The organism is Sporofaciens musculi (assembly GCF_009830285.1).
GTDB classification, from domain to species: domain Bacteria; phylum Bacillota; class Clostridia; order Lachnospirales; family Lachnospiraceae; genus Sporofaciens; species Sporofaciens musculi.
Genome location: NZ_WUQX01000001.1, coordinates 4,479,870 through 4,501,079 on the forward strand (window position 1 = coordinate 4,479,870; position 21,210 = coordinate 4,501,079).

Below are 21,210 nucleotides of genomic sequence, written 5' to 3' on the forward strand. Positions count from 1 at the left end.
TTATCTCGTCTCCAAAAACTGCTGCTCCTTCAATGCATTAGCATCCTCCGGATACTCGGCAACATATTCCGCAAGCCTGGCTTTCGCACTCTCCCAGTCTCCTAACTGTTCAAAGGCCACAATCTGATTATACTTCATCTCCTGGTCAAGCTTAGCGCTGTTGCCCTTAAGTCCTATTCCAAGCTGAAAATAATTCTGTGCCGACTCCGGATTCCCAAGCTTCAATTCACAGCTTCCCAGGAAGTTGTAGATTATACCCGTAAATGAAGACTCTGTATCCGCATCCAACGCCTTCTGAAACGCGTCCCGCGCACCTTCATAGTTCTCTGTCTCCCAACGTGCAATCCCGATTCCCCTGTAAGCGTCCCCTACATTGACCTCGTCCTCCACAGCCTGTTCAAATTGCTTAATCGCTTCTTCATACTGCCCATTTTTCAGGTATTCTATTCCTTCCTCGGAAGGATTTCCTTTTCTAAGCAACAGACACAGACAAAGGCACAGGCACAATAGGAGAAAAATCACAACTAATATCCTTGTTAGTCTTTTGATTGCTCTCCTCTTATTCTTACGTCTTCTTCGGTTTCCCTTTTTCATTAACTTTCCCCCGTCTGTTTCTCCTCTATATTTTCTTACCTTGATGAACAAAGTCCACCTGCCCGTTCGGGCATGTATCTCTTACACCGTATATTTTGAAATCCAAGCAGAGTTTAACAGCGCCATAAACATGACTCCCACCTCCGCTGTGATTGCCTGACTCATACTAAAATACCCCATGACCGAGAGCACCAGCACCAGCGCCTTGATAAACAGGGCAAACGTCACATTACGCTCAACTACCTTAAGGGTCTCTTTTGCAATCTTAATGGCATCTACAATCCTTCTAAGGTCATCCTCCAGCAAAATCACATCCGCCGCCTCAATCGCCGCCTCAGACCCCATGGCTCCCATCGCAATTCCAACATCCGCCCTTGCCAGAATCGGGGCGTCGTTGATTCCGTCTCCCACACACACTAAACGCTCCGAGCAGTCCTGGATACTCAGGAAATCCTCCACCAGCTCAAGCTTATCCTCTGGCATAAGATTCACATAGGCATAATCCATCTCCAGCTCTCTGGCAACCGGAATACTTCCGCTCTGTGTATCTCCGGTAAGCATGACAAGAACTGCGTTGCATTTTTCTCTCAGATAACCAAAGGTATCCTTTGTATCCTCTTTGATCGAATCCTCAATTACGATATAACCTGCATAATGCTCCCCGATGGCCACATAGAGCACGGTTCCCGACTGCTCCACCTCTGTACATAAAATACCCTGCCAGTCCATTAATTTTTTATTGCCCACAAAGACACGTTCTCCGTCAAAGATGGCGGTGACCCCATAGCCAGGCATCTCACGCATCCTGCACACTCTTCTCTTATCCACCTGCCTGCGGTACTCCAAAAGCAATGACTGGGCGATGGGATGGTTGGAATAACTCTCCACATGCGCCGCAATTCCCAAAAGCTCCTCGCGGGTCATATGGAACGCCCGCACATCCTTGACACGGAATACCCCTTCTGTCAGCGTCCCCGTCTTGTCAAAAATAAATGTATCTGCCTTGGCCAGATCCTCCAAATGGTTCCTGCCCTTCACTACAATTCCCTGCCTTGCCGCCGACGCAATCCCTCCGAGAAATGCCAGAGAAATGGACAAAATCAGACCACAGGGACACGCCACAACCAAGAAAATCAATCCTCGGTAAATCCATGCATCCCAGTTCCCGTAGGAAAACGTCAAGGACGGGTAAGCCATAATCGCAAGAGCACATAAGAGCATAACAGGTGTATAGAACCTTGAAAAAGCTCCAACAAAATTCTCACTCTCTGCCTTTTGGTCCTGTGCGTCCTCCACCATCTTCATAATCCTGGTAACAGCTGAATCCTCATAAGACCCCATCACCATCGCCTCAATCGCTGCGCTTAAGTTAATATATCCGCTGTAAATCCGATCCCCAGTTCCCACAGACTGTGGAAGCGACTCCCCTGTCAGTGCCTTGGTATCTACATCGGATATCCCATATGTAACCATGGCATCTGCCGGAACGCGCTCTCCAGGCTTAATAATGATTGCATGTCCCGGCTTTAGGGTCGAAGGGTCTACCTTGAACTCCCTGCCGCGCACAAGTCTCGTGGCATACTCTGGACGGATATTAATCAACTCCTGGATGGTACGCTTCGTGTTAGCCGCAGTATAGGAGTCAAACAGCATCCCCAATCCAAACAACGCCATGACAAATACACCCTCCGTATACCGTCTGGTACCAATGGCGCCAACCGTCGCAAGCACAATCAATGTATATTCGGTCATAAGCTTCTTTTGCATCAGGTTCTCCACCAGCCTTCCAAATGTCTCAAACCCGATAATCAGATACGCTGCCAGAAACCAGATAAATTTCACACTGTTATCCAGCGTATAGCGCATAGAAACTGCGATGGCGCCCCCATATACGGCAATCCCTGCAATATAGATGATACACTTTACCCTAAACTGCTTAGACATGTTACTCTACCCTTTTGCCCGATGTACGGCACATCGGAAAACTACTCTGTAATATGCTCCATACCCTGACTGATAATCGTCTGAATATGATCGTCAGCCAAAGAATAATATACGGTCTTTCCCTCTCTGCGGTTCTTTACCAGCTTCATCTGCTTTAACACCCGCAGCTGATGGGAGATTGCCGACTGAGTCATGCTCAAAATCTCGGCAAGGTCACAGACACACACCTCCGCCTTTAGCAGTACGCACAGAATCTTGATTCTGGTAGAATCCCCAAATACTTTATAAAAATCTGCCAACTCCTTCAGCAGTTCTTCTTCAGGCATCTTCGTCCTAATTCTACGGACGATATCATCATGGACACAAGTTACCTCACAGCACTCGGCCTCTGTCTTCTTCATATTATGCCTTCCTTTCCTTAGATATACCCAATGGCAGACAACTAGTCATCCCCCTGACATGGTGGTGGTGGGTGGACTTTGTCCAACAATGTATACCCAAAGGGCACACCGTAATGCATACCCTTCGGGTGGGTGGACTACGTCCAGCAAGGTATATAAATCTAAATCAATATTAATTATGCCAAACGGAGACCTTTATTTCAACCGTTTGGCATAAATTGAAAGTAAAATTAATATTTTCGTAATGATTTATTATTGCTTACCAGCATATAATACGCGAATCGAATTCAGGACGCAGAGCATAGCCACACCCGTATCGGCAAATACAGCCATCCACATATTGGCATACCCCAGAAATCCCAGAATCATAATCAAGAACTTAATCACCAAGGCAAATACTACGTTCTCCATGGCAATTCTTCCCGTCCTTCTGGCAATCCCTACCGCCTCTGGGATTGCGTCCACCGAGGAGGTCATAAAGACCACATCCGCCGCCTCGATTGCCGCGTCTGCGCCATTTCCCATGGCAGCCCCCACGTCTGCGCCTGCAAGAACAGGCGCATCATTAATCCCGTCGCCTACAAACATTACGGCACCATGTTTTTTACGAATATCCCTAAGATGCTCAAGCTTATTTTCCGGTAAAAGTTGTGCATGCACCTCGTCAATTCCAGTCTGCTGCGCCACAGCCTCTGCACTGTCCTTGGCGTCGCCTGTCAGCATTGCTGTAATAAGGCTCTGGGATTTCATCCGCTGTACTGCGCTTCGCGCCTCATCCTTGATGATATCCGCAATCACCAGATATCCCGCCAGTTCTCCGTCAATCGCCACCAACACCTGGGTCCCATAGGCATCCCCACAATATTTCTCCGTGTCCACCTGATACGTTTCCAAAAGTCCTTTGCTTCCGCACAATACTGTCCCCTCTGGAAATACCGCCCGAATTCCCTTGCCGGAAATTTCTTCTGCCTGCTGCGGTCTTACGAGCTCTAAGTTTCGCTCACGCGCCTCCGTGACTATACTGATTCCGATAGGATGGGTGGAATCCAACTCACAGTCTGCCGCCACCGTCAGGATTTGTTTCTCTGTCAGACGGTTCAGCGCCACTACCTTCTGCACTACGAAATTCCCCTTTGTAATGGTTCCCGTCTTATCCATAACAACGGCTTTTACATCCTTAAGCGCTTCGATGGCAACACCGCCCTTAAACAGTATTCCCTGCTTTGAACCTGCCCCAATTCCTGAGAAAAACGCAAGGGGAACGCTTAACACCAACGCACAGGGGCAACTGATAACCAGGAAGGTAATAGCCGTATAAATCCAGTAATTCCAGTCACCGGTAAAGACTGACGGAACCACTGCCGTAAGGACTGCCGCCGCCACCACTACAGGTGTATAAATTCTGGCAAATTTTGTGATAAAACGGTCGATCTTGGGCTTACTTGCAGCCGCATTTTCCACAGAATCGAGGATACGGGTCACCATCGACTCTGAAAGAGGCTTTGATACCTTAAGCTTTAGTACGCCCATATCATTGACACAGCCGGAATATACGTCTTTACCAGGAAATACTTTCACAGGCACAGGCTCTCCCGTGACAGGAGATGTGTCAATCTGGCTTTGTCCCTCCACAATCCTGCCGTCCAAAGGGATACGGTCGCCAGGGCGAATCAGGATGATATCACCTACTTTGGCATCCCTGGCAGGAATAATCTTCACATCGTCATCTTTAATAAGGTTTACATTCTCCGGACGCAGATCAACGGCTTCCATAATCTGAGAACGACTGCGGCTGACTGCAATATCCTCGAAAATCTCCCCCACTCTGTAGAACAGCATGACTCCTACTGCCTCTGCGAAATCTCCAATCGTAAATGCCGCAAGCGTCGCCACACTCATCAGAAAATTTTCATCAAATACATGACCTTTCGCCAGGTTCTTTACTGCCGTCCAAACAATCTCAAGCCCCAGGATTACATACGCCGCGATAAAAAGAAGCGGGGTAATAACGGAATCTGGCATTGTACGTTCCAGAACCCCGCCTGCAACGAACAGGACTGCACCAGCCCCTATAGCCAAAATGTCTTTTTTGTTCTCTGCAAATGGACTTTCCTTTTTATGTGCGGCCACATCCTCCTCACGGGGCGTCACCGTAACCTCCGACTCAATGGATGAGCAGATTCTCCGGTATTCAGGGAGCAATGCGTCAGGGTCGTCTGCCGCCACTGCTAACTGCTTTGTGGCAAATGTGATGGTCGCCATCTTTACTCCTGGGAGTTCATTAATCTGCCGTTCCATCTTTGCGGCGCAGTTGGCGCAGCCCAGATTGTCGAGAATATAGATACGCTTTGGGACGCCTGGGGGCAAAACAGAGGCAGCGTGAGGTAAAGTGGATTCGTGATTATGGCCGTGGTGAACGTGACTGTGATGTTCATGGGTATGGTGTTCATGGGTATGGCTATGGCCGCAGTTACATTCGTCTCCATCGGTATGACTTTCATGACTATGGCTATGACCACAGTTACAATTACAGCGATCTATGTTCTTCCTCTCTGTGTACTCCATTAATATTGTCCTCCTAGCTTAATAAAATCATATTTTAACATATGAACAATCATTCATATGTTCATAATTTAATATAATCCCAATCCCCGAATTTGTCAATATATTTCCTAAAATTTACAAAAAATCCTGATAAAAGTCTGTGTCTCTTTCCCACAAACTCTTATCAGGATTACGCCTGCTCATCGTGCTATAATCTTTATATAATCCTCCGTCTTGTCCCGCATAATTTGGAACCCTTTCTCCAAATCTTCCATGGACAACCGATGCGTAATCAGCTCAGACGGTGCAATCCGTTTCTTCTTAAGCCGTTCCAACACATAATGCCAATCGTCTGACTCCTCTCCTGTAAAGCTCGAATTCCAGGTACCCTTCACCGTAATCTGGTTTCGCAGTATCTTCCAATAGACCGCTTTCTTAAGACTCATATCCCCAAAGGGATTACCCACCAACATAATCTTTCCTGCAAATGAGGTCTGATTCACAGCCTGTATCAAAGTCTCATTCTTACCCACACACTCGAAAAATACATCCACGCCTACGCCGCCTGTCCTCTCGGAAAGCCATAAATCTACGTCCTCTCTTCGGATGTCGCAGTAACAATCCTTGGGAAGCCCCAGTTTCAAAAGCGTCTGCTTCTGAAACTCTTTATTTCCGAACACATATATATTCTTCACATTTGCATCTCTTAGAAACAGGTACAATAACAGCCCAATCGTGCCAACACCGCAGATTGCAACATTATCATTTACATCTACTCCAATCCTCCTCATGGCATGAACTGCAACAGCCATAGGCTCCAGCATGGCAGCCTCCTCAAAGGAAATGCTGTCCGGAAGCGGTATCAGATTATCTTCCGGAACTGCCCCATACTCGGCAAACCCGCCGTCCCTGCGTGAACCAAGATAGCTGTAATTCCTGCACATCTCATACTGCTTTTTAAGGCAAGGAGGGCACTCCCGACAGGGAATTAACGGGAAAATCCCCACCCTCTTTCCCTGCCAGGAAGCATCTGCCAAGGCACCTGTCTTTACTACCTCTCCGGAAAATTCATGGCCTGGAATCAAAGGGTGAGAATATGCGCCACTCTGGTAAATTCTGGGAATGTCTGAGCCGCAGATACCAGCTGCTTTTACTTTGACTAACACTTCACGCTCTTTCAGTATCGGTTCTTCTGCCACGTCGAACCTGATATCCCCTATATTATGTAAAATCCATGCTTTCATCTCTGTCTCCCCATTTTAAAATTTACTTTGTCGTCTAATATCTTACGGAATCTCTCCAAATCTTCCTTTGTTGTAATCTTAAAGTTCCCCTCGTCACCAGGAATCATCACAACATCCAGCCCTGCCAGGATTGCAGGCTCTGTGGAGCCGTTGATCTGCCAAATCTTATCTGGCAGTAACCGACAGTTGGCTTCATAATAAGAACCAAGCTGAAACACCTCCGGCGCCTGTCCGGCATAGATTTCACTTCTGTTTAATAATGCAGATATCTTCTTTCCGTCTGTGCTGGAATATACGGTATCCTTCATGGGCAGTACAGGCAGGACGCCGTCATGTCCAAAAGCACCGGCAATACAGTCCGTAATCTGCTTCTCTGTAAGCAGAGGACGGGCAGCGTCGTGGATAAAAACATAATCGCTGTCTTTGGCATATTCTCGGATATCTTTGAGTCCATTCAGGATTGAAAGCTGCCGATTTCCGCCAGGGCTTGAAAATCCTCTGAATTTCCCGCACTCCCCCTCCTCGGCAAGCCAGTCTTGAATCTGTCCTTGCCAGACAGGGTCTGCAACAATCTGGATTGCGTCAAGCTCATTATGGGAAGATAGGCTTTCTATACTGTATGAAATAATTGGTCTTCCGTTTACCTCAATGTATTGCTTGGGGATGTCAAAACCAAGCCTTGTACCTGTGCCGCCGGATAAGATTAATGCTATGGTCATATCTTCTTTTCCTTTCTTCTATATCAAATGCATACCCTGCTGTAAGGTAATAAATCTCCTAATAATCTACCATTTACTTTTCTCTTCGGATTGTCGGAAGCTCAAATTCGTCCCGTTCCACATTCACAGCCACAGCCATATCCAATCCTGAAGGCTTTCGATCATTTACCACAATCCGTTCTCCCATTGGCATTTCAAATAGTATTTCATCAAACCTTACAGAATGTTTTTCCAAAAACTGCAGGGTCTGTTCCCGATATTCCTTTATACGGGACGTAAATATGACAATTTTATCTTCTTCAGGCAATCCGTCCAGAAACTCTTTTGCCCCAGAAAGTAATGTGTCCTCCCCATCCGTTTTATAGCCATTATGTTTCAGCAATGTTCCATCCAAATCAAACACCCATGTTTTTGGGAGTGTAGATAAAGTCAATTCTCTTTCCATTATAAATTCTTCTCCTGTCTCTATATTTTCCCATTCTTCGATTCCATACTTCGCAGCATCATTATCCAGAATTGCTCTCGTCTCAGTTCTCATCTGTCTCTTTATAATACAACTTGTCCATAGCTTACACAACCCCTTAACTTAACAATTCCGTCAATACTTTTTTCAGACTGTAACAGCCCCATCTATAGAGCCTTGAAAAATTTCCCCACCGTGCCAATAAGCAACATCTATGTTCTTCCCTCATTCCAGATTAAAATGATACCAAAGCGATCCACCCATACAATCGCTTGTATATACAAAAGAGGAGGTTGGAATGAATGGTATACGGTTATGTACGTGTTAGTTCCAGAGAGCAGAACGAAGACAGACAGATGCTTGCATTGAACGAAAGGGAAGTGCCGGAAAAAAATATTTATATTGACAAACAATCCGGCAAAGATTTTAAACGTCCCATGTACAACAGAATGCTCAAAAAATTAAGAGAAGACGACTTAATTTATGTAAAAAGCATCGACCGTCTGGGACGAAATTACGAGGAGATTCTCGAACAATGGCGTATTCTGACGAAAGAAAAAAAGGTAGATATTGTTGTGATTGACATGGAGCTTCTGGACACCAGACGGGGCAAGGATCTGATGGGGACCTTTCTCAGCGATATCGTGCTGCAGGTGCTTTCTTTTGTAGCGGAAAATGAACGGAAGAATATCCGCGAACGCCAAAAAGAAGGAATCGAAGCGGCAAAATTACGGGGCGTACAATTTGGAAGACCCCGCCGCGACGTACCGGAGGATTTTATACAAATCTGCTGTAGGTGGAGAAGCGGACAGATTCTAGGCAAAGAAGCGGCACGGCTCTGCGATATGCCTTTGACTACATTTTACGGAAGGGCAAAAGAACAAATCAAAGTACTTAAGCAGACCTGGGAGTATTAATCTGTAATTTAGGGACGTAGTAAATAAATATTACTACGCCCCATTAATAAAAGCACTCCTACACTACCGCAAATCCCCTGCTGCCTTTACCTTCACCCGATTGGTATTCCCCTGGTAATAAGCAAGGGGCACATCCTCCACCTCGATAATCTCCACTGTCTCCCGAAGGGCCCCTGCTGCCACGGCAAGTTCTTTTGCCTCCTGCTTCGCCTGCAAAATAGCCTCCTCTCGCGGGAGTTCATTATAGTTTATCAGCTTTTCAAAAGTTCCGCTGACCTTCGATATGGCTGAGCCGATGGCATTGGCACATCCAAAGTGCTCTGGCTTTATCACCGAAGATGTCCCCTGTATCTTCTCTGGCAGCACAATGGAACCGCCGCCTGCCAGGATCACATCACAGTCCTCATTAGATACCTTCATGGCATCAATCCCATCCTCAGCCATACCGCGAATCACTTCCATGGCCTTATCCGCCAATTCTTTGGGAATCTGCCCAACCCTGGAGGCGTCTCCAAGCTTTGCCATTCCAAGCCGTACGGCAATATCCGTTGCGGTCATCACATTTCCGCCAAATACCATAGCTTTCTTTGTAATTTCGTATCCAACACTGTCAGGCCCCACCGTCACCGTCCCATCCTCCTTCTCTCGGACGATGGAACCGCCGCCAAGACCAATAGAAATCACATCAGGCATACGGAAGTTCGTACGCACGCCGCCAATGGTCACCGCTACGCTGGACTCTCGTGGAAATCCGTTCTGTATCACTCCAAAATCCGTGGTAGTGCCTCCCACATCCACCACAATGGCATTTTTCAGTTTGCTCAGATAGCTTGCACCGCGAATAGAATTGGTGGGTCCACATGCAACCGTCAGGATTGGGTACTTACGGGCGTGCTCCATCGTCATCAGCGTACCGTCATTCTGGGACAGATAAATATCCGCATTCGTAATTCCCTCATCCTTAAGGCTATTTGCAAACCCTTCTGTAAACTGCTCTGCCACCTTCCACAACGCAGCATTGAGAATCGTAGCATTTTCACGCTCAATCAGCCCCATTGAGCCGATTTCATTGGAGACAGAGATATGGACCTCCTCCCCCATAATCTCACGGCACAGCTTTGCCGCAGCCAGCTCATGGTCATTGCGCACTGTGGAGAAAACTTGAGAAATTGCAATAGATTTAACTCCTTTTTCCTTCATTTCCCTGAAAAAAGCTTCTGCTCCTTTGGTATCAAATGCCGCCAGCTCTTTTCCGTCATACTCTGAGCCGCCTCCTATGATGGCAATTCCTGTGGCTATCCGGCTTAAATCCTCCTCCCAGTCTACCATCGGCGGGACGCTTAAGGTTGCAGGCGCGCCAATCCTCAGAATTCCAATGGGAGCCAGATGTTTTCTCTCCACAATCGCATTGGTACACTGGGTAGTCCCAAGCATAGCCTGCCGGATGTCTTCCTTCTTAATGCCCGATAAACGAATCACTTCCCGTACCGCCCCCAGAATCCCTGTGTAAATATCCTCTGATGTGGGAAATTTTACCTCTGCAGCCACATTGAGCTTTTCATCAATCAAGACTGCGTCCGTGTTTGTCCCTCCCACATCAATTCCTAATTTATACATGCGCAAGCCCTCCTTTACAACGCTTCTCCAACGGAATATAGTCTGTATCGCATCCAAAATATCGGGGCCCTACGAGAGCAAGCCCTTCTTGCGAACGCCAAAGCTCAAAACACTTCAACCCCACAACCAGAACACGTTTCCCGTATTTTAATGCATCCGTGGTAACTGGTACAAATGTTTCCGTATCCACAAGACAGATTAAATCCGGCGTTGTCGCCACAATCTCCCCCTCCACAGCCGCAGTCAGATTCTCATTCTGAAACTCTATGGAAGCGCTCTTTCCTTTACACTCTCCTATTCCGCTAAGCACCACTCTTCCAAAGTTAAATCCTCCCCGTGTCTCACGAAGCACGTCTGCAATCTTTCCTTTAAAAAGCTTATATCCTTCTGCTAATTCTAAGAAATGCGCCTCCGGCGACTTTTCGCTGCTGTTTCTAACCAATCGGATTGCCTCTCCAAGCCTCTGGCTTCTTGTGACAATGTCCCGCACTGCATACTGTTTCATCTGCGCCCCTGTCATGGGATATAAGGAAACTGATACCGCACCGCCACAGCTCATGGTAACCGCTCTTGCAAGTTCTTCTGTCCAGTGGTTCGTCACCGTCTCGAAGATAACGCTGTTTCCTTTTTCATCCGTCAATGCCATGGGAGACGCACTCATTCCTCCGATGGTAAATGTCACCATTTGAAGCTCTGGAAATGCCCTTCCCATCCCATCGGCGTCCACCATGGGAAGCCCTAAGCGCGCACATGCAGCAATGGGCAGCATAGAGTTGACTCCGCCTGCCTCAATGGGCATAAAAGCATAGATTTTCTTTCCAAAAAACCGAGACACCATCTCAAAAAGCGTCTGATATTCCTTCCCTCCGATTCCTTTTTCTGCCAGCACTGTCGGCGCTCCCATCATTGCAATGGGGATTACCAACTCATCGTTTGGAACTTCATCTGGGCTTAAAAGTGTTACCTCTCCACATTCCTTTACCGCGCCAAGGGCAACCAACTTTCCAATATATGGGTCTCCGCCTCCGCCAGCGCCAAGCAGCGCTGCTCCAAGAGCAATATCTTCGATTTCCTTAACTCCTATTTTTCTCACTTTCACATCTCCTGTCTTATTTTCAAATATGTTTCAGTTTAGCATCTCACGAAAAAAAGTTCATTATCACACTGGCACAAAAAACCGGAATATCTTTGTCCTTTTGGACAAAAACATTCCGGTTCTAATATATTTTTATATTGAAGCTATTTTATAGCCAACAGCCTGCAAATCGCTACAGCCTGATAGATTTCCATTCCCTCCGGCATCTTGTTCGGTCTGTGTCCCAAAATATCCGTAATCCTCTGAAGCCTGTATTTCACCGTATTCTTATGGACATATAACAAACTTGCCGTCTTTGCAGCGCTGGCATCCCCATCCAGGAGATAGACGCTTAAAGTTTCTGAAAGACTTGTTTCTTCCTCGTCTCCCCACAATCCCTTCAGACAATCCATACATCGTTCTACCTCATCCTCCCCCTGGCTTACCAACTGACGACAATTCCCGACAAACTGTATCTCTCCTATGCAAAAATAATCCCGCCAAGGAAAGACTTTGCAGGTATCCCCCAGATACGCCTGATGATCAAGATAAGCCCTCCTTACATCTTTCGTGTCGGACAGCCCGCTGCACCGCGTCAATGTTATTGTTTCATCAATTTTGCGAACCTGCTCCAGCAGTCCCATAATCTGCTGCTGTGCCTCTTTTAAAGAGTAAGGGTTGCTAAGGAACAGCAAAAGCTTCCCCTCATAGATGTCCGCCACCACCGTATCCGCGCAATTATCCGCAAATATCCTAAGCGATGGAAGTTCTCTCTGTAAATAGACAGACGAATTTTTCTTGGAGCCGCAGACAATCCACATTTCTTGAATGTCCTCCACATGAATATGAAAAATGTCCGCCAGCCTCCTCATTTTCATCGGTTCATCCTGAAGTATTGCATGAACAAGCTCGTGAACTGCCACCTCACTGTGCTGCTGCCCCCAGATATTGACTCCAAGCCGCACCACATCTATAATCTGCTCGGTCAGCGTCTTGCCAAGAGGTCTCCCTTCCTTTAAGAGAAAAAGCTCCATGGCTTGTCCCCGTTCCGGATATAAAGTAAAACGACTTGCTTCTTTGTCTGATAAGCCGTTTTCTATGCCTTGCTTTATTGTATTTTCAATGCTTCTGGGCCATGCAGCCAGATTCAGTATCCGCATTGAGGAATCGCACAGTACCAGGGATGTGGCCGTCCGGTCGCTCAACATCTGCAGCACCGTATTCACAGACTGCAAATGGGCCGGCAAAACTGCCACTCTGTCCAGAATCTCCATCACAATGGATTCCTGCTCCATCCGGTCCCTGTAAATACAGTCCGTGACGTCACTAATGACCTCACTGTAGCGAAGTACTTTTTCCCCCTCCGGCATACAGATTAACACAAAATCCAACTCATCTGCCAGCTCAATAAGCCTTCGGTCCACTTTCGGAAGGTAGACTCCTACATAGAAAAGAATCAAGCCCGCCTCTCCGCCCTCTGCCATTCGGCGTATGTTCGCGCACTGCCCCTCAATATCCTCCAAGATATTCATGAAACCTGTAATCACAATCTCGCTGCCAAAATATTCTTCCTGAGGAAAAAGCTCATCAATCAAAAAATCTGGATCTACGGATTCTAACACCGAAATGGAGGAAACGATTTTGGTAAGCCCTCCTTGTCCGCCCAGAACCTTTGCCCGCCGAAGAGAAGGTAATTCTAACAAATCTTCTACTGTCACACTCATCAGTCCACCACCTGGTTCCCCTCGTTACTCTACAATCGTATACTGCAGATACTCATAAAGCAGCCTGGTTCCCTCTCTAATCTCCGGTGGAAGAAGCGCTCTTGCCACCATCTTCGGTTCCACCTTCTCCTCCGTCTCATCCTCCCGCTTAAGCATAGCATAGTCTCCGTCGATTCTTTCTACAATGTACGTACATGTCAGCATATCCTTGTCCTCCTTCACGAAGCATTTATTCCATGTCCCTTTCGATTAATAATGATAATCCCGACGCTCACACAGATGAGCGCAGCCAGATTCTTTACAGACAACACCTGCTCTCCTAAAAAAATTGCCGACAGCCCAACGCCAAACACCGGAATACTGAAGCCAAAAATCGCCACCCTTCCCACCGAGTTATATTTCAGCAGCTCTGCCCAAATACTGAACGCTACGGTTGACAAAAGGGACATATAGAGCAGCAGCAGCGAAGATTTTATATTGAAACCATAAACACTTCCTCCTGACACGACTCCAAGCAGAATCAGCACAGCCCCTCCAAACAGCAGTTGATATGCCGTAATGGTCACGGGCTTCTCCATATCCGAAATCATCTTAAGCGTCACGCTGCTAAGCCCATAGGAACATGCGCACACCAATACCATGCCCTCTCCCAGAAATGAAAAATCGCTGCCCCACGCACCTGGCTCCAGGTTGATGATTATAATCCCTGCAAATCCAACCAGACAGCCGGCAATTTTCTTCCAGGTCAGCTTCTCTGACTTCATCAGAAAATGTGCTGCAATAATTGAGAAAAATGCATTGGACGCGTTGATTACAGAGCCTTTCGCCCCTGTAGTGTGGGCCAGTCCGATATAGAAGCACACATACTGAAGCGTCGTCTGCAAAATCCCCTGCCCGAATACATAGGGGATAGAAGCCTTCTTCATCGTAATAATACGTCTCTCCAGTATACATCCAAGCAGAAACGTGAAAACACCCGCCAAAAAAAAACGATACCCTGCAAACAAAATCTGGCTCCCTGCATTTTCGATATGGAATAATTGATAGCCAATCTTTACACATGGAAATGCGCTGCCCCATAAGGCGCAGCACACCAATGCCAGAACTGTCCTTACAGCCGTATTCTGATAAAAACGCTCCATTATTCCTTCTCCGGATCCGGATATTCTACCCCTTTGGTATCTACCGTAACCTTTTTCATCTTCTCCTCCTTTAGCGGTCTGTCATTGTAGTCCGTCTCAGCGTCCGCAATCTTATTCACAACATCCATTCCCTCAATTACCTTGCCAAATGCGGCATAGGAGCCGTCCAAATGTGGAGAATTCTTGTGCATGATAAAAAACTGTGAGCCTGCCGAATCCGGATGCATTGCTCTTGCCATCGACAGTACACCTTCTGTATGCTTTAAATCATTGTCAAAACCGTTCTGGCTGAATTCTCCTTTAATGTTATATCCAGGACCCCCCATACCGGTTCCGTCAGGACACCCTCCCTGAATCATAAAGCCGCTGATTACACGATGAAAAATCAAGCCGTCATAATATCCCCGTTTTACCAGTGAGACAAAATTATTTACCGTATTCGGAGCAATCTCCGGATACAACTCCGCCTTCATAATATCCCCGTTTTCCATTTCAAATGTTACAATTGGATTTTCCATAGTCCATTTACCTCTCTTCCTTTTTAATCCATGTCCTCAAAAGCCTGAACTTTTGTGTCCGACCTTATCTATTGTATCGGATAATGAATCATTCGTAAAGTAAAGAATAGAAAATCATCCCTTATTTCCTTACAGTCCATACCTCTGGTACAACTGTTCCCGATAAGTCCTATCCAGACTGATTTTATTCAGCTCATCCAAAAGATCGTTTTTAAGAAGGTACTGAACTAACGTCTCCATACGATTTTCCTGCTTTTTTAATCGCATTTCCTTCTCCTGAAACTGTGATTCCTTCTCCTGAAACTGTGATTCCTTCTCCTGAAACTGTGATTCCTTCTCCTGAAACTGACGTTTCTTTTCTTGAAATTGAGATTCTTTCTCTTGAAACTGACGTTTCTTCTCTTGAAACTGAGACTCCTTCTCTTGAAACTGACGCTCCTTCTCCTTCCACTCATCCTCAAAAATCTCTTTTATCACATCACATACCATATTCTCTGCCTCCTCCATCGTCTTCTGATTAGCCCGCATAATCAAATCCATGGCTGCCTGGTATAGATTAGATTCTCTATGTATCTTGTACTCTCTCAACAACCTCTTGGTATTCGCATCCATTGCAAGATTTCTTTTTAAACTGCTCAACCACCTGTTTTCTCTGGGCGGAAGCTGCGTGTTTACTATAATCTGCATAGGAATCGGGTCATTTATAAGTACATAGATCCCTCTCTCTTTTTTTACTGCCTGGATATTTCTCTCTTTTTTCAGCAATTTCAACATCTTTCTGGGAAAATGGCTGCAAACAAAGGTTATTGTGATATCCTCCATAGAAATCTCATGTATGCTCTCTGTATTTGATTGATAGAGGCATGCATATCCATAAACCTTGTAGAAATCATCAATACTCAAATGATCATCCGGACTCTTGTACTCTATTAAATTGTGTTTACGGAAAATCTTTCCAATATTCTTTTGTACTGGCGTATCATCTGAGTCCTTAATCACAATCGTGTCAACACGAAGCGATTTCTTATATAACTCATGTTCTGAGCAGAAGCTCAGATGTGCAGATTCTCCCTGAAGCTCAATCTGGAGTGCTGCGTGAAAACCATCATGCCATTGTAAAATCTCATCTGCCATTCACTACCTCCATTATATTCAAATCTCAGTCTGTATGCAAGATATACAAACTATTTTGTAGCACGAAACCCAGGTACAATTAAACAGTCCACTACACCGACCGTATCATATTGTCCTTACTGTTTACCATCCAAAACCGGAAAAATTCTGATGAATATCAGATATGAAAATAAGATAATTCTATCCTACCATCTTATTAAGACTTTCACAACCAAATTTGTTCGACTTTTTTCGACATCATAAAGAAGGAGACGCCCTATGGTTCATACCTTAATACAGCGTCTCCTTTGAGAAATTTTTATTTTATATCTTTTCTATAATTCAGAAACTATATCACACATCCACGTTCTACAACACATCCATACTCCCTGACCGGAATCCCTCCAAATCCAAAGTAATATACAAATATCCCAGATGCTTGAGATATTCCGTTATCATTCCCCTTTTCTCCACCAGCAAATGCAAGTCCTTTTGATCTGTCTCGATTCTAGCAATGTCCCTATGGATTCTCAATCGTACATTGTAAAGTCCCAGACCCTTCAGAAAATTTTCGCCTTGCTCCACCTTGCGCATTTCCTCGTAGGAAATGGGCGTTCCATAAGGAAATCTTGTTGCAAGGCAAGGCGTGGAGGGCTTATCGGACACAGAGATTTGGTATTCCTTCGCAAGTCTCCTGACATCAGCTTTGGTAAACTCTGCGTCTGCCAGAGGGCTTAAGATTCCCATTTCGCGAACCGCCCGAATTCCAGGACGGTACACCTGGCAGTCGTCTTTATTCGTCCCCTCAAGTATTGTGGAAACGCCTAGTACTTTTGCCTCATCTTGTATCCTCTCAAAGAGATAGCGTTTGCAGCGATAACATCTGTCCAAAGGATTGTCCGCTATACCCGCACCTTCAAGCTCGTCAAGCTTTAATACTCGGAAAATGCCTCCCAAATCCTGCGCCACTTTCTGCGCCTCCTTAGCTTCCTTTGCCGGATGCAGCATGGTGTGCAGATAGATTCCATATACCTTTTTACCCGTTTCTTTGGCGGCATCGCAGGCAAGTTTTAATAAAAGGCTGCTGTCCACGCCTCCGGAAAACGCTACGATTAAGTCCTCCTGGGCACATTCATGTATTATTTTGCTTATTTTATCCTTTTTTTCCTGGCAGCTATTCATGCGACCATCCTTCATGTATAAGCAGCTTACCTGCTTCACAGAAAATCTTTTCCCACGCCTCCTGATAGGACAGCCCCTTCTCCTTACAAATCGACGCTACACTCTCGTATTCCGGATACACCCTCATATTTCCGTTGATTTCACATACCTTAACTTCTGCCTCGCCAAGAGAGGTCTTAAGTTTGCAAATCTTGCGTTTTAACACAGTACGCTCCATCTTCATTCTGCGGATTCCAATCGTAGTCGTCTCACAAAAAATGATTTCCTCCATCTTCGGAAGCATATCTTCACTACAGATTACATTGAGCTGATATGCAGGACGATTCTTCTTCATATACACAGGAGTATAATGCACATCCCGCGCCCCTGCTTCTAAAAGTCTCTCCATCACATATCCTAAAGCCTCCCCTGTACAATCGTCAATGTTACTCTCAAGCTTGTAAATACAATCTCTATCCTCAGAGTCAGGCTCAATCAGCATCCCCCGCAGAATACTCGGTCTTCCATAATCCCTCTTACCCGCACCCATACCAATCCGTTTCACTTTATATCTGGCTGGAAGCTGCTTTGAAGTTCGTACTGCCGCCACAATGGCCGCGCCGGTAGGCGTTACCAGCTCTGCTTCTGTCTTTGTCATATGCAGGGATATCCCATGCTGTGCGATGATATTGACTACCGCCGGAACCGGAACCGGAATGATTCCATGCTGGCATCTGACCGTTCCTCTCCCTTCGTATAACTCCTTTACAATGACACTTGTAATATTCAGGTTGTCAAGGCAGATAGCAGCAGCCACAATATCCACAATAGAATCTACCGCCCCCACTTCATGAAAATGCACCTCCTCTATAGAAGTGCCATGGGCCTTTGCCTCTGCTTCTGCTAATACGGTAAATATATTCGCTGCAATCCCTTTGGCACGCTCTGTAATTCGGGAGTTCTGAATCATAGATTTGATCTCCGACAGACCTCTATGTTCATGATGCGCATGTTCATGGCCTTCATGAGTATGTTCTTTATGTACATGGCTGTGTATATGCTCTCCTTCATGAATATGCTCATGGCTGTGCATAGAAATGTGTCCCTGGGTATGACCATATAGATACTCATTGTCATGGTCATGGCTCTCATGCTCCCCATCCAAAACTACACGGAAATCACAGGCATCAATCCCCGATTTTTTTACCCTGCCAATCTCTATCTCAAATCCCCCGACCGGAAGACTGACAAGCTGTTCTTTCAATATCTTCGGGTCTGCCCCCAGATCAAGCAGAGCTCCGACTGTCATATCGCCGCTGATTCCACTGTAACACTCCAGATATAATGTATTTCCCTGTTTTTCATTTAGCATCTTTTCATCCTCCTGAAACTACCAGTTTTCCAATTAGCCTTATGTAATTAACGTCAGCTCTCATTATACGACATTTCCATACAATGTCTAATATTAATTTTCTCTAACAGAGAGCAGGATTTTTTCAAATTTCTTTTCTGACAATATTTCATGTGTCACAAATTCTCCATTGCAGAAAAGTGAAAAAGTAGTAAATGGCCCAGGTGCGCTCTGCGCTGCATCTCTCGACTGAATATGTACCACATGAAAGTCAATTCCACATGCATGGGCCATTTTTTCAAGCAGCGGTACATATTTAGCCGTAAAAGGACATTGGTTGGTATAGTATAACACAAAACCCTTCGGCATATTTTCATGCTTATGCACAGTATTCTTGAAGCAAGGTCTGGCTGCACCTTCATCAAAAGGCAAGTACATCAACTCAAAATACGGATCGGCTGTATCTACTGTCTCAAACCCTTTATATTTCATATACTTAGGGTCAGAAAGAAATCCCTTTTTCTTGTTTGAGGATAGAACCACAAGACCTTTTTTCCCCTTTTCTTTGCTGTCTTCAATACACTTATCCAATAACAGGTTCGAGTATCCATGTCCTTTAAACTTGAATATCTTTGTTATTCGCTATTGCACAGCAAATGTGCTCTTGTTCAAGATTATCATGCGTCAATTTCACAAGCTCCACGATTCATTACCTCCGTAAATTTCATTGAGATTTCCCTTAAAAAGTTTAACTGTCTTTGTATTACCAAGTATTTCAGTATTACCCCGCCAGCTTCTCAAGAGCTTTGGTAAGCGACCGAAGCCGCATATCAGCATCTTCCTCATTCACACCTCTGACACCTATATAAAACTTAATCTTTGGCTCAGTCCCTGACGGACGGATACAGCACCACGCCCCCTTTTCCAGTTCAAAATACAATACATTCGATTTGGGAAGACCGGTTATACTCTTTTTGCCGTCTGTCATATCTATTTTCACATCTTTCTGGTAATCCCGAAACTGCATAACAGGAAGCCCGCCGATTTCCTTCGGCACATCCCAACGGATGTTTTCCATCATCGCCTCAATCCGCTTTGCACCGTCCTGCCCCTTAAGGGTTATGGTACACAGCTCCTCCTTAAAATACCCATAATCCTTAAACAGCTCATCCATTTTATCACACAAAGTCATTCCCCTGCTCTTACAGTACGCCGCCGTCTCGCCAAGGGCCATCACAGCCACTATGGCATCCTTATCACGGGCATGGGTTCCCACAAGACACCCGTAACTCTCCTCATAGCCAAATACAAACTCATGGCTTCCATTTTTTTCAAAAAGCTTAATCTGTTCCCCGATGTATTTGAAGCCTGTCAACGTCTCAATCAACTCTACCTGATACGCTTTCGTAATCTCCCGCGCCATCTTCCCTGACACAATCGTCGTGACCACTGCCCCGTTCTTTGGAAGGGTTCCTATAGCCTTCCTCTGGGCCAGTTGATATTCAAGAATCAGCATACCAGACATATTCCCTGTAAAAGCGATATATTCTCCGGTCTTCGTATCCTTTGCATACACGCCTAGACGGTCAGCGTCAGGGTCTGTTGCCAGCACAATATCCGCATCCACCTCTTTCGCAAGCTGTAACGCCAGGGCAAATGCATCCTTATCCTCTGGATTGGGGTAAGAAACAGTCGGAAAATTACCGTCCGGCGCCTCCTGCTCCTTCACCACATAAATATTTTCAAATCCAAGCTCACTTAACACTCTCCTTACCGGAAGGTTGCCTGTACCGTTAAGAGGTGTATAGACAATCTTCAGATTTTTAGCTTCTTTTCGGATGATTTCCGGATGAAGGACCAGTTTCTTAAGCTCCTCCATATACCTGTTGTCAATCTCCTCCCCAATCACCCTATAAATCCCTGACGCTATGGCGTCCTCCTTTTTCATGGTTTTCACCATCTTATAATCCGTTATAGCATTGACCTCTCCAATAATCTCCTTATCCTTTGGCGCTGTAATCTGTCCGCCATCCTCCCAATACACCTTATACCCATTATATTCCGGTGGATTATGGCTTGCCGTCACCACAATTCCTGCCGTACATTGAAGCTCACGTACTGCAAACGAAAGTATGGGCGTAGGACGCAGAGATGGGAAAATATAAACCTGAATCCCATTTGCCGCAAGGCACAGCGCAGCCTCATCTGCAAATTCTTCGGACATATTTCGAGAATCATAGGCAACCGCCACTCCCTTAGACTGTGCCCTCTCCTTAATTATAAAATTGGCAAGCCCCTGGGTAGCCTTTCGCACAGTATAGATGTTCATGCGGTTTGTACCCGCCCCGATCACTCCCCGCAGTCCTCCGGTCCCAAATTCCAAATCCCGATAGAACCGTTCTTTAATCTCCTTTTCATCCCCGTCAATCCTTCTCAGCTCTTTCTTCGTCTCCTCATCAAAGTACGAATCCTCTAACCAGAACTGATAAGTCTTTTCTGCATCCATCTTCCTGTCCTCAACTTTCTATGTTTACTCTCTGACAGCCACATCACAGGCTATTCATATATTATAAACCATATCTCACTACATATCCAGAGCAACCTTGGGGCCCTTCGCTGCCAAAAAAACAATTATTATTATATTTCTGTTCAAATTGTTTTCTTTCTCCATCTTTAGCCGATA

At 45.7% G+C, this 21,210-nt stretch carries 18 protein-coding genes and 1 pseudogene; 1 reads left to right on the top strand and 18 read right to left on the bottom strand.

Features of this window, described 5'->3' with window-relative positions:
- The 7 genes from GN277_RS22680 to GN277_RS22710 form a co-directional block, all read right to left on the bottom strand.
- Positions 1 to 594, bottom strand: a complete 594-nt coding sequence (locus tag GN277_RS22680) for a tetratricopeptide repeat protein (RefSeq protein ID WP_159754103.1) — start codon at positions 592 to 594, stop codon at positions 1 to 3.
- A gap of 81 nt (positions 595 to 675) precedes the next feature.
- Entirely contained in the window at positions 676 to 2,538 is a 1,863-nt protein-coding gene (locus GN277_RS22685) for a heavy metal translocating P-type ATPase (protein ID WP_159754106.1), read from the bottom strand.
- 41 nt (positions 2,539 to 2,579) lie between these two features.
- A complete protein-coding gene (locus GN277_RS22690; RefSeq protein ID WP_159754109.1) occupies positions 2,580 to 2,939 on the bottom strand; it encodes an ArsR/SmtB family transcription factor in 360 nt (119 codons plus the stop codon).
- A gap of 252 nt (positions 2,940 to 3,191) precedes the next feature.
- Positions 3,192 to 5,504 carry a heavy metal translocating P-type ATPase gene (locus tag GN277_RS22695; protein WP_159754112.1) on the bottom strand — a complete coding sequence of 771 codons (2,313 nt, stop codon included), beginning with the start codon at positions 5,502 to 5,504 and terminating at the stop codon, positions 3,192 to 3,194.
- A 179-nt stretch (positions 5,505 to 5,683) separates the two neighbouring features.
- Positions 5,684 to 6,727 (bottom strand): galactitol-1-phosphate 5-dehydrogenase, encoded by a 1,044-nt coding sequence (locus GN277_RS22700; RefSeq protein WP_159754114.1) that lies wholly within the window; start codon positions 6,725 to 6,727, stop codon positions 5,684 to 5,686.
- The gene (locus GN277_RS22705; protein ID WP_159754117.1) at positions 6,724 to 7,446 is read right to left on the bottom strand and encodes an IspD/TarI family cytidylyltransferase; all 723 of its coding nucleotides are present in this window, start codon (positions 7,444 to 7,446) and stop codon (positions 6,724 to 6,726) included. Before GN277_RS22705 ends, GN277_RS22700 begins: the two co-directional genes overlap by 4 nt.
- A 73-nt stretch (positions 7,447 to 7,519) precedes the next feature.
- Positions 7,520 to 7,984, bottom strand: coding sequence for an NIF family HAD-type phosphatase (locus GN277_RS22710; protein WP_244324851.1), 465 nt, complete (start codon positions 7,982 to 7,984; stop codon positions 7,520 to 7,522).
- 227 nt (positions 7,985 to 8,211) lie between these two features.
- On the opposite strand from GN277_RS22710, the gene GN277_RS22715 reads away from it, so the two are divergent.
- Positions 8,212 to 8,826: a recombinase family protein gene (locus GN277_RS22715; RefSeq protein ID WP_159754120.1), complete on the top strand. Its 615-nt coding sequence runs from the start codon at positions 8,212 to 8,214 to the stop codon at positions 8,824 to 8,826.
- Positions 8,827 to 8,889: 63 nt separating this feature from the next.
- On the opposite strand, the gene GN277_RS22720 is transcribed toward GN277_RS22715, so the two are convergent.
- The 11 genes and pseudogenes from GN277_RS22720 to GN277_RS22770 all read right to left on the bottom strand — a co-directional run bounded on the left by GN277_RS22720 (position 8,890) and on the right by GN277_RS22770 (position 21,033).
- A complete protein-coding gene (locus GN277_RS22720; RefSeq protein WP_159754123.1) occupies positions 8,890 to 10,443 on the bottom strand; it encodes a hydantoinase/oxoprolinase family protein in 1,554 nt (517 codons plus the stop codon).
- Complete coding sequence (locus GN277_RS22725) at positions 10,436 to 11,536, bottom strand: DUF917 domain-containing protein (RefSeq protein ID WP_159754126.1); 1,101 nt, start codon at positions 11,534 to 11,536, stop codon at positions 10,436 to 10,438. Before GN277_RS22725 ends, GN277_RS22720 begins: the two co-directional genes overlap by 8 nt.
- A 146-nt stretch (positions 11,537 to 11,682) precedes the next feature.
- Positions 11,683 to 13,242 (bottom strand): PucR family transcriptional regulator, encoded by a 1,560-nt coding sequence (locus GN277_RS22730; RefSeq protein WP_159754129.1) that lies wholly within the window; start codon positions 13,240 to 13,242, stop codon positions 11,683 to 11,685.
- A 24-nt stretch (positions 13,243 to 13,266) separates the two neighbouring features.
- The gene (locus GN277_RS22735) at positions 13,267 to 13,446 is read right to left on the bottom strand and encodes a chorismate--pyruvate lyase (protein ID WP_159754132.1); all 180 of its coding nucleotides are present in this window, start codon (positions 13,444 to 13,446) and stop codon (positions 13,267 to 13,269) included.
- 14 nt (positions 13,447 to 13,460) lie between these two features.
- On the bottom strand, positions 13,461 to 14,384 hold the full coding sequence (locus GN277_RS22740; protein ID WP_159754135.1) for a DMT family transporter: 924 nt from the start codon (positions 14,382 to 14,384) through the stop codon (positions 13,461 to 13,463).
- Positions 14,384 to 14,902 carry a peptidylprolyl isomerase gene (locus tag GN277_RS22745; protein WP_159754138.1) on the bottom strand — a complete coding sequence of 173 codons (519 nt, stop codon included), beginning with the start codon at positions 14,900 to 14,902 and terminating at the stop codon, positions 14,384 to 14,386. The genes GN277_RS22740 and GN277_RS22745 overlap by 1 nt, the downstream gene beginning before the upstream one ends.
- A 129-nt stretch (positions 14,903 to 15,031) precedes the next feature.
- Complete coding sequence (locus GN277_RS22750; protein WP_159754141.1) at positions 15,032 to 16,036, bottom strand: 3-isopropylmalate dehydrogenase; 1,005 nt, start codon at positions 16,034 to 16,036, stop codon at positions 15,032 to 15,034.
- Between the two features lie 348 nt (positions 16,037 to 16,384).
- Positions 16,385 to 17,197 carry an ATP-dependent sacrificial sulfur transferase LarE gene (gene larE, locus GN277_RS22755; protein ID WP_159754144.1) on the bottom strand — a complete coding sequence of 271 codons (813 nt, stop codon included), beginning with the start codon at positions 17,195 to 17,197 and terminating at the stop codon, positions 16,385 to 16,387.
- A complete protein-coding gene (larC, locus tag GN277_RS22760; RefSeq protein WP_159754147.1) occupies positions 17,190 to 18,548 on the bottom strand; it encodes a nickel pincer cofactor biosynthesis protein LarC in 1,359 nt (452 codons plus the stop codon). The genes larE and larC overlap by 8 nt, the downstream gene beginning before the upstream one ends.
- A gap of 93 nt (positions 18,549 to 18,641) precedes the next feature.
- A pseudogene (locus GN277_RS32210) lies at positions 18,642 to 19,230 on the bottom strand (YoaP domain-containing protein).
- A gap of 78 nt (positions 19,231 to 19,308) precedes the next feature.
- Positions 19,309 to 21,033, bottom strand: a complete 1,725-nt coding sequence (locus GN277_RS22770) for a phospho-sugar mutase (RefSeq protein WP_159754150.1) — start codon at positions 21,031 to 21,033, stop codon at positions 19,309 to 19,311.
- Between the last annotated feature and the right edge of the window lie 177 nt (positions 21,034 to 21,210).

Bases quoted from the DNA above. Each gene is read 5' to 3' on its own strand.
- GN277_RS22700 (WP_159754114.1), bottom strand. From the start codon at position 6,727: ATGAAAGCATGGATTTTACATAATATAGGGGATATCAGGTTCGACGTG.
- GN277_RS22735 (WP_159754132.1), bottom strand. From the start codon at position 13,446: ATGCTGACATGTACGTACATTGTAGAAAGAATCGACGGAGACTATGCT.
- larC (WP_159754147.1), bottom strand. From the start codon at position 18,548: ATGCTAAATGAAAAACAGGGAAATACATTATATCTGGAGTGTTACAGT.
- GN277_RS22715 (WP_159754120.1), top strand. From the start codon at position 8,212: ATGGTATACGGTTATGTACGTGTTAGTTCCAGAGAGCAGAACGAAGAC.
- GN277_RS22745 (WP_159754138.1), bottom strand. From the start codon at position 14,902: ATGGAAAATCCAATTGTAACATTTGAAATGGAAAACGGGGATATTATG.
- GN277_RS22730 (WP_159754129.1), bottom strand. From the start codon at position 13,242: ATGAGTGTGACAGTAGAAGATTTGTTAGAATTACCTTCTCTTCGGCGG.
- GN277_RS22750 (WP_159754141.1), bottom strand. From the start codon at position 16,036: ATGGCAGATGAGATTTTACAATGGCATGATGGTTTTCACGCAGCACTC.
- GN277_RS22705 (WP_159754117.1), bottom strand. From the start codon at position 7,446: ATGACCATAGCATTAATCTTATCCGGCGGCACAGGTACAAGGCTTGGT.
- GN277_RS22690 (WP_159754109.1), bottom strand. From the start codon at position 2,939: ATGAAGAAGACAGAGGCCGAGTGCTGTGAGGTAACTTGTGTCCATGAT.
- GN277_RS22710 (WP_244324851.1), bottom strand. From the start codon at position 7,984: ATGAGAACTGAGACGAGAGCAATTCTGGATAATGATGCTGCGAAGTAT.
- GN277_RS22770 (WP_159754150.1), bottom strand. From the start codon at position 21,033: ATGGATGCAGAAAAGACTTATCAGTTCTGGTTAGAGGATTCGTACTTT.
- GN277_RS22695 (WP_159754112.1), bottom strand. From the start codon at position 5,504: ATGGAGTACACAGAGAGGAAGAACATAGATCGCTGTAATTGTAACTGT.
- GN277_RS22720 (WP_159754123.1), bottom strand. From the start codon at position 10,443: ATGTATAAATTAGGAATTGATGTGGGAGGGACAAACACGGACGCAGTC.
- GN277_RS22680 (WP_159754103.1), bottom strand. From the start codon at position 594: ATGAAAAAGGGAAACCGAAGAAGACGTAAGAATAAGAGGAGAGCAATC.
- GN277_RS22685 (WP_159754106.1), bottom strand. From the start codon at position 2,538: ATGTCTAAGCAGTTTAGGGTAAAGTGTATCATCTATATTGCAGGGATT.
- GN277_RS22740 (WP_159754135.1), bottom strand. From the start codon at position 14,384: ATGGAGCGTTTTTATCAGAATACGGCTGTAAGGACAGTTCTGGCATTG.
- larE (WP_159754144.1), bottom strand. From the start codon at position 17,197: ATGAATAGCTGCCAGGAAAAAAAGGATAAAATAAGCAAAATAATACAT.